This window comes from Saccharopolyspora oryzae, from assembly GCF_027853915.1.
Lineage (GTDB): Bacteria > Actinomycetota > Actinomycetes > Mycobacteriales > Pseudonocardiaceae > Saccharopolyspora > Saccharopolyspora oryzae.
In genome coordinates this window covers 21,882-35,556 of the sequence record NZ_JAQGLA010000027.1, presented here as the reverse complement: position 1 = coordinate 35,556, position 13,675 = coordinate 21,882, and the positions used below count along the sequence as shown (strand labels likewise).

The 13,675-nt window shown below is 70.8% G+C and carries 11 protein-coding genes; 10 read left to right on the top strand and 1 reads right to left on the bottom strand.

Features of this window, described 5'->3' with window-relative positions; genetic code table 11:
* Positions 1-157: 157 nt before the first annotated feature.
* The 9 genes from OU415_RS18030 (at position 158) to OU415_RS17990 (ending at position 11,189) form a co-directional block, all read left to right on the top strand.
* Positions 158-1,324, top strand: coding sequence for an ROK family transcriptional regulator (locus OU415_RS18030; RefSeq protein ID WP_270950025.1), 1,167 nt, complete (start codon positions 158-160; stop codon positions 1,322-1,324).
* A gap of 2 nt (positions 1,325-1,326) precedes the next feature.
* The gene (locus tag OU415_RS18025; protein ID WP_270950024.1) at positions 1,327-2,355 is read left to right on the top strand and encodes an extracellular solute-binding protein; all 1,029 of its coding nucleotides are present in this window, start codon (positions 1,327-1,329) and stop codon (positions 2,353-2,355) included.
* Positions 2,356-2,467: 112 nt separating this feature from the next.
* Positions 2,468-3,529, top strand: a complete 1,062-nt coding sequence (locus tag OU415_RS18020; RefSeq protein WP_270950023.1) for an ABC transporter ATP-binding protein — start codon at positions 2,468-2,470, stop codon at positions 3,527-3,529.
* Positions 3,526-5,265, top strand: coding sequence for an ABC transporter permease (locus tag OU415_RS18015; protein ID WP_270950022.1), 1,740 nt, complete (start codon positions 3,526-3,528; stop codon positions 5,263-5,265). The genes OU415_RS18020 and OU415_RS18015 overlap by 4 nt, the downstream gene beginning before the upstream one ends.
* A 35-nt stretch (positions 5,266-5,300) precedes the next feature.
* Complete coding sequence (locus OU415_RS18010) at positions 5,301-6,773, top strand: lyase family protein (RefSeq protein ID WP_270950021.1); 1,473 nt, start codon at positions 5,301-5,303, stop codon at positions 6,771-6,773.
* On the top strand, positions 6,770-7,708 hold the full coding sequence (locus OU415_RS18005) for a carbohydrate kinase family protein (RefSeq protein ID WP_270950020.1): 939 nt from the start codon (positions 6,770-6,772) through the stop codon (positions 7,706-7,708). Before OU415_RS18010 ends, OU415_RS18005 begins: the two co-directional genes overlap by 4 nt.
* Before the next feature lie 143 nt (positions 7,709-7,851).
* Positions 7,852-8,874 carry an amidohydrolase family protein gene (locus OU415_RS18000; protein WP_270950019.1) on the top strand — a complete coding sequence of 341 codons (1,023 nt, stop codon included), beginning with the start codon at positions 7,852-7,854 and terminating at the stop codon, positions 8,872-8,874.
* Positions 8,871-9,905 (top strand): SIS domain-containing protein, encoded by a 1,035-nt coding sequence (locus OU415_RS17995; RefSeq protein WP_270950018.1) that lies wholly within the window; start codon positions 8,871-8,873, stop codon positions 9,903-9,905. The genes OU415_RS18000 and OU415_RS17995 overlap by 4 nt, the downstream gene beginning before the upstream one ends.
* 654 nt (positions 9,906-10,559) lie before the next feature.
* Entirely contained in the window at positions 10,560-11,189 is a 630-nt protein-coding gene (locus tag OU415_RS17990; RefSeq protein ID WP_270950017.1) for a hypothetical protein, read from the top strand.
* Positions 11,190-11,229: 40 nt separating this feature from the next.
* On the opposite strand, the gene OU415_RS17985 is transcribed toward OU415_RS17990, so the two are convergent.
* Positions 11,230-12,207, bottom strand: a complete 978-nt coding sequence (locus OU415_RS17985) for a cation diffusion facilitator family transporter (RefSeq protein WP_270950016.1) — start codon at positions 12,205-12,207, stop codon at positions 11,230-11,232.
* A gap of 291 nt (positions 12,208-12,498) precedes the next feature.
* Here OU415_RS17985 and yidC point away from each other — a divergent pair, with 291 nt between their 5' ends.
* A complete protein-coding gene (yidC, locus tag OU415_RS17980) occupies positions 12,499-13,533 on the top strand; it encodes a membrane protein insertase YidC (RefSeq protein ID WP_270950015.1) in 1,035 nt (344 codons plus the stop codon).
* The last annotated feature ends 142 nt before the right edge of the window (positions 13,534-13,675 follow it).

Here is a 13,675-nt window from a genome sequence, read left to right as displayed (position 1 = left end):
TTCGTGGCCGCGTCCGGTGCCAGTCGCCGGGGCAGTGCTGAATCGTGACCGACACGCCGAGTGTTCGTTCGGTTCCTGTTGGAAGTGGTTGGGGTGGCGGGATTTTCGGTGGGGAAAGGTATTGGAAACTTACTTCGGATGGCGTATAAAGTAGCGCATGTCCGAGGTCAGCGACCGTTCTGCGCCCACTGGGAACGAGGCTCTGCGGCGCATCCGCACCGATGCCGTGCTCGCCGCTCTGCGCGAGCACGGGCCCGTTTCGCGCACCGAGCTCGCCGGGTTGACCGGTTACCGACCGTCGTCGTTGACCGAGATCGTTCGCGAGCTGATGGGGTCCGGGCACGTCATCGAGGTCGGGGCCGGGGACTCCTCCGGGGGGCGTCGGCCGCGGATGCTGGAGTTCAACCCGTCCGCCGAATCGCTGGTCGCCGTGTCCCTCGAGGGGGAGCAGGCGCGCGTTTCGGTGGTCGACCTCGCCGGGGAGCTGCTCGGGGCGTACAGCCTCGCGGTGGATCCGGGTGCGCCGCTGGACGGGCTGAGCGACGTCGTCCACCAGGCACTTCGGATGCATCCGAAGCCGCGTCCGAGCCGCGTCGTGTTCTCGCTCCCCGGTGTTGCCACCGCAGAAGGGGCCGTGGCGCTCTCGCCGGTCTTGGAGTCGTTGGGCGGGCGATCGCTCACCGAGGCGTTGGCCGAACGGGTCGGGTTGCCCGTGCAGATCTCCAACGACGTCAACCTGATCGCGCTTGGGGAGCGCGAACGCGGCGCCGCCGCCGACGTGGACGACCTCGTGCTGATCTACGTCGGTTACGGCATCGGTGCCGCGATCGTCAGCGGCGGGGCGCTCTGCCGCGGAGCCGCCGGGTTCGCCGGGGAGATCGGCTTCCTGCCAGCGGGTTTGCCGCCCACGCCGCACAGCGGCGGGCGCGGCGAGTTCGAGCGGCGGTGGAGCGTTCCCGGCATCCGGCAGGCACTGTCCGAACTGGACGGTCGGGCCGATGACGCCCCGGTCGCCGAGCTGGCCGCTCGGGCCGGTGAGCCTGCCGTCGCCGAGCTGCGCAGGCAGGTCATCGAGGCGTGGGCCTACGCAGCCATCGTCTGCGCGTGCGTGGTGAACCCGGCACGCGTGGTCTTCGCCGGAGCAGCCACCGAACTCGGTCCGGACGGGTTGGCCGAACTGGCCGCGCTCGTCGGCTCGGCCGCTCCGTCGGCACCCGAGGTCGTGTTCGCCGAGCTCGGTCCGCGCGCGCTGCACATCGGCGCGGTTTCGCCATCTCTGATCCCCCCGGCTGCGAACACCGCGCAGCCCGTGCGCGAAGGGTAGCCATGCGCAGAATCCTGTCCCTCATCACCGGTATGGCGTTGTTCGCCGGCCTGACCGGGTGCGGTCTCAACGCCGCCGGCGGCGACGACGGCCTGACCATCTACACCGCCCGCGACAAGGAACTCGCCGAGTCCGTGGTCAAGGACTTCGAGGAGGCCAACCCCGAGTACAAGGGCAAGGTCCGGATCCTGACGCTCGGCGCGCAGGAAGCCGCCGAGCGGATCTCCGCCGAGCGCGGCCACCCGCAGGCCGACGTCTGGTGGGGCGGCTCGCAGCAGCAGCTCAGCCAGGCCGCCAACGACGGTGTGCTCGCGCCCGTGCCCGACCAGGTGCGCGATCGGATCCCCGAGCGCTACCGCGACGCGGAAGGCCGCTGGGTCGGCGAGATGGTGCTCGCCGAGGTCGTCTTCTACAACGACCAGATGCTGACCCCGGAGCAGGCCCCGAAGGACTGGGACGACCTGATCAAGCCGGAGTACAAGGACAAGATCGCGGTCCGCGACGTCGCCGCCTCCGGCACGATGCGCAGCATCTACTCGGCGATGATCAGCCGCAACAGCACGCCGGACAACCCCGAGCCGGGCTACGACTGGCTGCGCAAGCTGGACGCCAACACCAAGATCTACGCGGCCAACCCGACCGACCTCTACCTGCGGATCCAGCGGCAGGAAGCGCCGATCAGCGTCTGGAACCTGCAGGACGTCATGCTGCAGCAGAAGAAGAGCGGCGCCCCGTTCAAGCCGGTCGCCACGACTTCCGGTGTGCCGCAGCTGATCGACGGCGTGGCCAAGGTCAAGGACGGCCCGAACGCGGCCGCCGCCGACAAGTTCCTCGACTTCCTGCTGAGCGTCGACGAGCAGAAGAAGCTGGGCGAGGAGTACTTCCAGATCCCGACCGTCGAAGGCGCCGGTGAGCCGAGCTGGCTCGCCCCGCTGGGCCTGAAGGAGATGCCGGTCGACTGGGAGTTGGCGGGCAGCAAGGAATCCGAGTGGATTTCCTACTGGACGGACCAGATCAAGAACCGGAACTAGCAGCGCCGGTGCGGGGTGCCGGTTCTTCCTGGAACTGGCACCCCACCGCGCCCGAGAACTTCCAGCACCTAGTCGCCCCGCCGGTGTGCGGGCAGAGCACGGAGCGACCAGCATGATCCCCGTTCGCCTCGACCGCGTCGGCAAGAGCTACGGCTCGGCCGCTCCGGTCGTGCACGACATCGACGTGACGATCGAGTCCGGTGAGTTCTTCACGCTCCTGGGCCCGTCCGGCTGCGGCAAGTCCACCACGCTGCGCATGATCGCCGGGTTCGTCACGCCCACCAGCGGCCGAATCCTCTTCGGCGACCGCGACATCACGGCCACCCCGCCGAACAAGCGCGGCACCGGCATGGTGTTCCAGAACTACGCGCTGTTCCCGCACTACGACGTCGCGCAGAACGTCGCCTACGGTCTGGTGACCCGCAAGGTCGCCAAGGCCGAGCGCGCCGAGCGGGTCACCGCCGCGCTCGCCGCGGTCGGCCTCGAGGGCTACGCGGACCGGCGCATCGACCAGCTCTCCGGCGGTCAGCAGCAGCGCGTCGCGCTGGCCCGCGCGCTGGTCATCTCGCCGTCGGTGCTGCTGCTCGACGAGCCGCTGTCCAATTTGGACGCCAAGCTGCGCGAGGAGACCCGGGTCGAGATCCGGCGCGCGCAGCGGGAAGCCGGGATCACCAGCGTCTACGTCACGCACGACCAGGCCGAGGCGATGGCGATGAGCGACCGGATCGCCGTGCTGGAATCCGGGAAGCTGCACCAGGTCGGCACCCCGCGCGAGGTCTACCACCAGCCCGCGACCGCTTTCGTCGCCAAGTTCATCGGCGGCAGCAACGTCCTGGACGCCGAGGTCGTGGAGGTCTCCGGCGACCGGGCGGTGGTGGAGCTGGCCGGATCCGGCGCGAAGCTCGCCACCGGTGGCGCCGAGCAGGCCAAGACCGGGGAGCGGGTCGCGGTGTCCGTCCGGCCCGAGCACTTCGAGCTCACCGAACCCGGGCAGGGCGGCTTCGACGCCGTCGTGCGCGCGGTGGAGTTCACCGGCGCGACCTGCCAGTTCGAGCTGCGGGCCGGAGAACTGGAGCTGTCGGTGGCGGTGCCGGACCGGCCCGGCCTGCCGCGACCCGGCGACGACGTCGGCCTGCGCCCGGACGCCGACCACGCCTGGCTGGTGCGGCCATGAGCGCCCCGGCGGTGACCCCGAAGTCCCGGCGCCGCAAGCTCCCGGCCTCCGACGGCGACCGGTTCGTCTACGTGCTGGCCGTCCCGGTCGTGCTGGTGCTGCTGTTCCTCGTCGTCATCCCGATGGCGACGACGGCCATCACCTCCGCCGGCGGCAACGGTTTCGCGACCAACTACGGCAGCCTGTTCGGCGGCAGTTCCGGGCAAGCGCTGCTGCTGTCGCTGGTGAGCTCGCTGCTCTCGGTCTTCTTCTGCGGTGTGCTCGGCACGCTGCTCGCAGTGCTGCTGCACCGCTTCGACTTCCCCGGCCGCCGCGCGCTCTCGGTGTTCGCTGTGCTGCCGATGGCGCTACCGCCGCTGATCGGTGCGGTGTCGTTCGTGCTGCTCTACAGCGAAACCGGGATCCTGCCGCGCACTCTCGCCGTGCTGCTCGGCATCGACCCGGCCAGCACCTCGGTCGGCGGGCTCGCTGGTGTCGTCCTGGTGCACGCCTTCACCATGTACCCGTACTTCTACCTGTCGGTCTCGGCCGCGCTGGCCGGGATGGACGGGTCGCTCGAAGAGGCCGCGACCAACCTCGGCGCCGGCCGGATCCGGGTGTGGCGGACGGTGCTGCTGCCGATGCTCACCCCGGCGCTGGTCTCCGGTGCGCTGCTGACGTTCATGATGTCGATGGCGTCGTTCACCGCTCCACAGCTGTACAACGTGCAGACGCTGACGATGGAGATCGTCTCCGCGCGCACCTCCGGAAACGCCGCGCTCGCCGCCGCCCAGTCGACCGCGCTGTCCGTGGTGTCGATCGTGTTCCTGCTGAGCATGCGCTGGTACCAGGGACGTCGCGTGCACCGCAGTCTCTCGAAGGGCACTCCGAGCGCGCGGCGCGCACCGGCCTCGGCCGCGGCGAAGTTCGCCGCCGCGCTGGGCAGCCTGCTGCTGACGGTGGTGCTGCTCGCGCCGGTGCTGGTGATCGTGCTGGTGTCGTTCTCGGTGGACGGCGCGTGGACGACGCAGGTGCTGCCGTCCGAGTACACGCTGGACAACTACCTGGAGATCTTCTCCGAGCCGCAGAGCCTGCTGCCGATCTCGGTGAGCGTGCAGACCAGCTTGCTGGCCACCGCGTTCGCGATCGTCGTCGGTGCGGCGGCCGCGTGGGTCGTGGCCCGGTGGCGCAAGCCGGGCAAGGGCCTGCTGGACGTGGTCATCATGCTGCCGTGGGCGCTGCCCGGCACCGTCATCGGCGTGAACCTGGTGACCGCGTTCAACGAGCCCGGCGTCGGCAACCTCGGCCTGACGCTGGTCGGCACGCTGTGGATCCTGCCGGTCGCCTACTTCGTCCGGTTCGTGCCGCTGGTGTTCCGCTCGACCAGCGCCTCCCTGGACCAGCTCGACCCGACGCTGGAGGAAGCCGCGCGAAACCTCGGCGCAGGTCCGATGAGAGTCCTGCGCACCATCACGTTGCCGCTGGTCATGCGGGGTGTCCTCGCCGGTGCGCTGCTGGCCTTCGTCGACGGCGTGGGCGAGTACGTCGCGTCCGTGGTGATCTACCCGCCGGGTCTGCCGCCGATGTCGGTGGAGATCTACAACCGGATCTACTCCTCGGAATTCGGCACCGCTGCCGCCTACGGCGCACTGCAGATCGTGCTGATCCTGATCGTCCTGGCGGTGTCCAACCGGCTCGGCCAGGGGCCGCGCCAGAAGCGTTCCGCGGCCGCCCCGGCGGTCGTGCCCACCGCGTGAGCCCGCCTCAATCCACAGTGGAAAGAGTTCTTGACATGCAGCCTCCGGAAAACCTGTCCGCCTACTGGCAGAACCACCTCCGGGTCGCCTTCGAGAAGTCCGCGCCGCAGCTGTACCGGCCGATGCTGACGGCCAGCCTCGCGCACGTGGTGATGCTCGCCGAGCAGGGCCTGCTGCCTGCCGAGCGCGCCCGGCAGCTGCTGGGCGGGCTGCGCGAACTGCTCGCGGCCGAGGACGACCGGTTCGTCTTCGACGGCAGCGTCGAGGACGTCTACTACCTGGTCGAACAGCGGCTCGCAGCGGCGGCCGGGATCAAGAAGTCCGAATTGGACGTTCAGCTGGCCCGGTCCCGCAACGACCTCGACGCCGGGGTGTTCCGCATGGTGCTGCGGGACAACGTCCTCGACCAGGCGCGTCAGGCCTGCGCTGCCGCAGAGGCCGCTGCTGTGCAGGCTGACCGGTGCGCGGAGGTGCTGATCACCGGGTTCACCCACCGCCGGCCGGCGCAGCCGACCACGCTCGGGCACGTGCTCGCCGGTTACTCCGAGGCGCTGCTGAGCCAGGCCGACGAGCTGCTGTCGGTCTACGACGAGCTCGACGTCAACCCGCTCGGCTCCTGCGCCTTCGCCGGGACGGACCTGCCGATCGAACCGGAGCGGCTGGGCGAACTGCTCGGCTTCCGGGAGAGCTTCACCTCCAGCTACGAGGCGGTGGCCGGGGCGGAGCACCTGATGCGCACCGCGGCCGTGCAGGCGCGGATCCTCGCGACCGGTGCCCGGATGGCCCGCACCATGCTGGACTGGATGACCTTCGGCTGGATCGCCACGCCGGACGCCTACTGCCAGGGCTCGAGCATCATGCCGCAGAAGAAGAACCCGGTGGTGCTGGAGCACATGTGCTCGATGGCGGGCGCGGCGGCGGCCGACCTGGCCGCGACGATGAACAACGTCGGCGCCGCCTGGTACGAGGACTCCAACAACGCGACCACCGATGTGCAGGAACACCTGTGGCGGGCGGGGGACCGCTCGGTGCGGTTCCTGACCATGATGGGCGGGCTGATCGAGGAGCTGCGCCCGCAGGACCCGCCGTCGCCGGAGCAGGTGGTGGCCACCGGTGCGACCACCACCGCCATCGCCGAAGCGCTGGCCGGTGCCGGAATCCCCTGGCGCGGCGCGCATTCCGTGGTCGGCGCGCTCGTCCGGCAGGCACCGCCTGCGGAGTGGACGAGCTCGGTGGTCGCCGCGGCGATCGCGGAGGCCGGGCTGGGCGAGGTGGACGACTCGGTCGTCGAGGCCGCGCTCGCCGCCGGGCTCAAGCCGGAGCTCGTGCTCGACCGCCCGCAGGTGGGTGGTCCCGGTGCGGCGGCCGTTCGGCGCACGGCGGAGCTGGCGCTGGGCCGGGCGCGCTCGCTGGCCGGTGAATTCGCCGCCCGTCGCGCGGTTCTCAGCGAAGCCGCGGCCAAGCTGGACGCTGCGGTCGACGGTGTGCTGGCCGGGGGCTGCGGGTGAACCAGCCTGCTCCCGGCGACCGGATCACGGTCGTCGGCAACGTCAACCTCGACGTGCTGGTCGCCGGTGCGGCGGAACTCCCGCCGCCCGGCACCGAGCAGATCGTGCCCTCGATCGTCCTGCGCCCCGGCGGCTCGGCCGCCAACACCGCCATCGTGCTGGCACAGCTCGGCAGGTCGACGGTGCTGGCCGGGCGCGTCGGCGACGACGGCACCGCCCGGCTGCTCACCGAACAGCTCGACCTCCCCGGGCTGCGCCTCGACCTGGTCCGCGCTGAGGACGAGCCCACCGGCGTGACCGTCGCGGCCGAGGCGCCGGGCCGGGACCGGTCGTTCTTGTCGGCGCTCGGGGCGATGTCCGAGCTCGACGCGGAATCCGTGCCGGCCGAATCGCTGTCCGCGCAGTTCGTGCTGCTGTCCGGGTACTTCCTGCTCCCGGCCCTGCGCGGCGAGTCCGCGCGCGGCCTGCTGGCCCGGGCGCGGCGGGCTGGAGCGCGCACCGCGCTGGACACCGGTTGGGACCCGGCGGGCTGGTCGGAGACCACCCGCGACGAGGTGCTCCAGCTGCTGCGCGAGGTCGACGTCTTCTTGCCCAACGAGGACGAACTCCGCGCCCTGCACGGAGACGACTGCACCGATGAGGAAGCGGCCCGGAGCATCGCCGACAAGACCGGTGCGACCGTCGTGGTCAAGCGCGGCGCGCTCGGAGCTCTCGTCGCGCAGCCAGGACGGGAACCCACCACGCACCCGGCGCCCGAAGTGCAGGTGTGCGACTCGACCGGTGCCGGGGACGCGTTCAACGCGGGCCTGCTGCACCGGCTCGCCGACGGCGCGGACCTCGCCGAGGCCGCCGACTACGCGGTGCGCGTCGCCGCGACCGTGATCGTCCGACCCTCGCACGACCGCGCTTTCACCCCGGAGGACGTGATGGCATGAGCAGCCAGAAACGCGAGATCACTCCCGGACAGGACCACCGTGATTCGCGGGGAGGCGGGACAGCCATGACCGGCGCTGTGCCAACTCCAGCCCTGATCAACGGCACCTCAGGGGACCGTGACGCAACCCAGCCACAAGAAACCGTGCCACGCGAGATCACTCCCGGACAGGACCACCGCTGTGATTCGCGGGGAGGCGGAACAGTTTCGGTTCTCGACTTCCACCTGCACTTCCGCATCGAGCAGGACCCGGCCACCCGGGACCTCTCCGGCGGCCAGTTCAGCTGTGCCGACCACGACGAGCAGGCGCAGCGCCGCCGCACCGAGCAGGTGGCCGAGCAGTCGCGGCGCTGGCGCCGGGCCTGGGACTTCCCGGACCCGCAGCCGGACCCCGACCGGACCTGGCAGGACGAGGCCGATCTGTGGCTGGCCGAGCTCGACCAGCACGGCATCGCGCACGCGGTGTTCGTGACCGGCTGCGGCGACGAACAGGTCGCTGAACTGGTCCAACGCGCCCCGGACCGGTTCTCCGGCATGGCGAACCTGCGCGACCTCACCGCCCCCGACGCCGCCGAGAAGCTGGCCAGGGCGATCGACGAGCACGGGCTGCGCGGGCTGAAGCTGTTCGCTCCGCTGCTGCCGCACCGCATCGACGACCCGGCCGCCGACCCGGTGTGGCGGGTGGCCGCCGACCGCGGCATCCCCGTGCTGATCCACTTCGGGCACTGCGGGTCCAGCGGCGGCGTCGCGCACAACGCCCACATCGAACCCGCGTGGCTGGAACCGGTCGCCAAGCGGTTCCCCGGCATCCCGTTCGTGATCCCGCACTTCGGCGTGCAGCACGTCCAGCAGGTGCTGTTCCTGTGCTGGGCCTGCCCGAACGTCCTGGTGGACACCTCCGGGTCGAACCAGTGGGTGCGCTGGATGCCCTACAAGCTCACGCTCGAGGACCTGTTCCGGCGCTGCTACGAGACGATCGGACCCGAGCGCATCGTCTTCGGCAGCGACTCCTCCTGGTTCCCGCGCGGCTACTGCTACCGGTACCTGGCCGACCAGCTGCGGGTGTGCCACGAGATGGGCATGCCGGAAGCGGACCTGCGCGCGATCTTCGGCGGCAACGCCGCGCGCCTGCTCGGGATCCCGGACTTCGCGAGAGGAACGACATGACCACGACGGAAGCAGGGCCCGGCACCTGGATGGCCGCGGAGATCGCCGAGCAGCCGCGGGTGCTGGCCGACCTGGCGCGCAGCGCCGGGGAGTTCCGGGCGGTCGCCGAGCAGCTCGTGCGCGCCCGGCCGAAGTTCGTGCTGTTCGCGGCGCGCGGCTCCAGCGACAACGCGGCGCTGTACGGCAAGTACCTGGTGGAGGTGCTGCTCGGGCTGCCGGCCGGTCTGGTGTCGCCGTCGACCACCACGCTGTACGGCGCCGAACCGGACCTCACCGACGTCGCGCTGATCGCGGTCAGCCAGAGCGGCGGATCCCCGGACCTCGTGGAGGTGACGGAACAGGCGGCCCGGCGCGGGGCGTTCACGGTCGCGGTGACGAACACGCCGGATTCGCCGCTCGGAACCGTCGCACGCCACAGCTTGGACATCGGTGCCGGCCGGGAGCGCGCGGTCGCGGCGACCAAGACGTACTCGGCGACGCTGCTCGCGCTGAACCTGCTGTTCACGGCGGTTCGCGGGGTCGCCCCGGTGTCGCCGGACCGCATCGGCGAGCTCGCGCGGACCAGCCTGGACGGCAACGCGAAGCGGGTCGTCGAAGCCGCGCACCGGCTGCGCTTCGCGGACCGGGTGATCACCACGGCCCGCGGGTACTCGCTGGCGACCGCGCAGGAAGCCGCGCTGAAGCTCGCCGAGACCAGCTACCTGGTCACCCGCTCCTACAGCGGTGCGGATCTCCTGCACGGTCCGATCGCGGCCGTCGGACCGGAGACGGCCGTGCTGGCGGTGCGGGGATCCGGCCCGGGCGGTGCGGCGATGGCGGAACCGCTGGCCCGGCTCGCCGCGCAGGGCGCGGACATCCTGCGGATCGGTCCCGGCGCGGACGCCGGGCTGCGCATCCCGGACGTGCCGGAGGAGCTGTCCCCGGTCCTGGAGGTCCTGCCGCTGCAACGCCTGGCGCGGGAGCTGGCGACCGCCCGCGGTCACGACCCGGACAACCCGGCGGGCCTGCGCAAGGTCACCGAAACCCGCTGAAGGCTCCCGCGCCGCTGGACCGCCGCACACACCGGTCCAGCGGCGCGGGTTCCACCCGAGCATGGCCCGCAAATCGCGCACAAGTTGATATCCGGGACGTTCGTGCAGGTCAGCAGGGCTGTTCCGGTGGATTGTGGTGCGGACCACCAGGGTTGACCGGGGGTGGGGGTTTTGCTCCGGGGCGATCAACCGAGACAATTCGCGGCCATGGCCAATGAGCGTGCAGAGCCTCCAGTCGGGGGGCAGGGCCCTGGACCTTCCGGGCCGCCACCGGGGCGTCCGCAGGGCGGACCGCCGCCGGGACCAGGTCGTCCCCCGCAGGCGCCTCCCGGACAGGTGCCGCCCCGGCAGGGGCAGGTGCCGCCGGAGGGCCAGCCGCCGCAGGTGCAGGAGACCCAGCAGGTGCGGCCCGGCCCGGGTGGTCCCGGCGCCGGACCGGCAGGGCCGCCGCCCGGCGCGATGCCTCCGGGCCCGCCGCAGGGGCGGCAGGGACCGCCCCCTGGTCAGCAGGGACCTCCGCCTGGTCCACCGCAGGGTGCGATGCCGCCCGGTGCAGCGCCGCAGGGGCCGCCGCCTGGTGCGGGACCGATGCCGCCCGGTGCTCGTCCGGGCATGCCGCCCGGTCCGCCTCCCGGCGCTCCGCAAGGGCTCCCGATGCCGAACGCGATGCAGGGACCGCCGCCGAACCAGCCTCCGGCGACGCGGGTCCAGCAGCGCTTGGACGGTCTGGACGAGCCCGCGTCCTACCGCGAGTCCGGCACGCTCCGCGATCCGGACGCCGGCCGCGACTCGGACCCGTACGCCGAGGGCCGTCGCGACGAGGCGCGGTACCGCGACGCTTACGACGACGGCTACCGGGCCGCCTACTACGACCACTACGACCAGGGGCGCGACGACCGCTACCAGGACGACTACTACGACGACCGGCGGCGGGACGAGCAGCAGCGCGAACGCCGTCGCGAGCGGGAGCCGCGGGAGGAGCGCTACGACCGCGAGCCCCGCATGAGCGGGCCCAGCGCGGACACCATCGGCCGCCTGATCGGGGTGTTCACCGGCCTGATCGCGCTGATCTTCGTGCTGCACGTCATCTTCGTGGTCACCGGGGCGAACCAGGACAACGGCTTCGTCTCGTTCACCTACGGGACCGCGAAGTTCTTCGTGTTCGGGCTCGGCGACGTGTTCCAGCCCGGCGACGCGACGATCGGCGTGGTGCTCAACTACGGCCTCGCCGCGCTGATCTACCTGTTCGGCGGCCGGATCATCGCGCGGGCGCTGAAGCGCTGAACCCGTGAGCACTTCGGGCCGTGGCGGCGGCCCGAAGTGCTCAGAGCGGGTGGCCGTAGCGGGCGAGGACGCGGGCGCGCAGGTCGGGGTCGTTGCGCGGAACCGGCTCCAGGAACACCTCGTCCAGCTCCGGGAACTCCTCGCGCAGCATCCCGTCGATGCGCACCACGGCGTGCTCCAGCTCGGTGGAGTCCAGCGAGACCGAGAAGTCCACGCGGGCGCAGCACAGCACCCGGTCGGTTCCGACGTTCATGGACAGCATGTCCACCACGCTGTCCACCTCCGGTTGCTCGTCCAGCCTGCGGCGCACGGCCGAGAGCAGCCTGCGGTCCGCCTGCTGGCCGATGAGCAGGCCGAGGTTGGTGCGGGCCATCGTGTAGGCCACCAGCGCGAGCAGGGCCCCGATCGCGATGGACGCGATGCCGTCCCACGCGCTCGACCCGGTGAGGTCGTGCAACCCGAGCCCGGCGAAGGCCAGCAGCAGACCGGCCAGCGCCGCGCTGTCCTCGAGCAGCACCGTCTTGACCGTCGGATCGTCCGAAACCCGCAGGTGGTGCAGGATCGTGTCGCCGTCCTCGGCGGCCTCGGCGCGCACCTGCCGCATCGCGCGCAGCCAGGACACGCCCTCCAGCACGAAGGCCAGCGCGAGCACCGCGTAGCCGACCAGCGGCCGGGTCTGCTCCTGCGGCTCGCCGGCCAGCGTGCGGAAGCCCTCGACGAAGGCGAACACCGCGCCGGACACGAAGATGCTGATCGCCGCGATCAGCGACCAGAAGTACCGCTCCTTGCCGTACCCGAACGGGTGGCGGGCGTCGGCGGGCTTCCCGGAGCGCCGCAGCGCCGTCAGCAGGAACACCTCGGTGCAGGTGTCGGCGACCGAGTGCCCGGCCTCCGCGAGCATCGCCGCCGAACCGGTGATCGCCCCGGCGACCGCCTTCATCGCGGCGATGGCCAGGTTGATGCCCAGCGCGACCAGCACCGTGAGCGTGCTCTCGCCGCCCTTCTCCACGTCGGCCATCGGCCACTCCTCGTTCCGCAGGTCATCCCTCGGATTCAGCAGCGGTGGCGGGTCTCGCTCCGCGGATCCTCGGCGTCGGTGAGATGGCGAACACGCTAGGCGGGGTCGGCATGATCCGCCTTGTGACTCTCTGTGTTATAAGTCCCCCTTTCGGGGGGTGGCGGTTGGGCGGCACCCGGGCATGGCACCCTTGGGTTGGCCGACCCTGCGAGGTTCGGCTGACTGCGTACGCCCCGGTAGCGCCGGACAGGCGGACCACGTTCAGGGTGGTCCAAGACCAGGAGTGACTGAGTGGAAAGCTTCTTCTCCTTCATCCTCTACCCGGTGTCGGCGATCTTGTGGTTCTGGCACAAGGTCTTCGGCTCCGTGCTAGGTGAGGACAACGGGTTCGCCTGGGCGCTCGCCGTGTTCTTCCTGGTCTTCACGCTGCGCGTGGTGCTGCTCAAGCCCGCCATCAGCCAGATGCGCGCCGGGCGCAAGATGGCGAAGTTCGCGCCGCAGATCCAGAAGCTGCGCGAGAAGTACAAGAACGACCGCCAGCGCATGGCGCAGGAGATGCAGAAGCTGCAGTCCGAGCACGGGGTGAACCCGCTCGGCGGCTGCCTGCCCGCGCTGCTGCAGATCCCGGTCTTCCTGAGCCTGTTCCACGTCCTGCGGAACTTCCACCCGGGCGCGCAGAGCAACTTCATCTTCGACAAGGCGGGCGTCGACTCCTTCATCAACGCCTCGATCTTCGGCGCGAAGCTGTCGAACTGGATCACCCAGCCCGCGGACCAGCTGGCGCTGTTCGGCACCGACCGCACCTCGATGATGATCGTCGGCATCCCGCTGATGCTGATCGCGTCGGTGGCCACCTTCTTCACCATGCGCCTGTCGGTGAAGAAGCAGACCGACGCGGCGATGGCCAACCCGCAGTCGGCGGTGATGGCCAAGTTCATGATGTACATCGCCCCGATCGGCGCGATCATCTCCGGTTGGTTCCTGCCGATCGCGGTCCTGCTGTACTGGCTGGCCAACAACGTCTGGACCCTGGGCCAGCAGCACTTCCTGACCAAGAAGATCGACCGCGAGCAGGAAGCGGAGAAGGCCAAGGAGATCGAGGCCAAGAAGTCCGCCCCGCGGCCGAAGCCGGGTCAGAAGCCGGTCCGCCAGGACGCCAAGGACGGCGAGGAGGAGACCGCGTCGACGGCCACCACCGCCACGGCGACCTCCAACAAGCCGGCCAAGAGCAACAACGGCCAGCGGCCGGGCGGCAAGTCGAACGTCAAGAAGAACCGCCCGGGCAAGACGGCGGCGTCGGCCAAGAAGGGCAAGAAACGACGTTGATCCGGGGACGGAACCGTCGTCGGTCCGGTCGTCCAGACCGCAGTTTCAATTGAAACTGCAAATCCCAGCCACGACGGATCGCAGTTTCAATTGAAACTGCAGGTGGACCTGAGAAGGGGCCGGTGGACATCGATCCACCGGC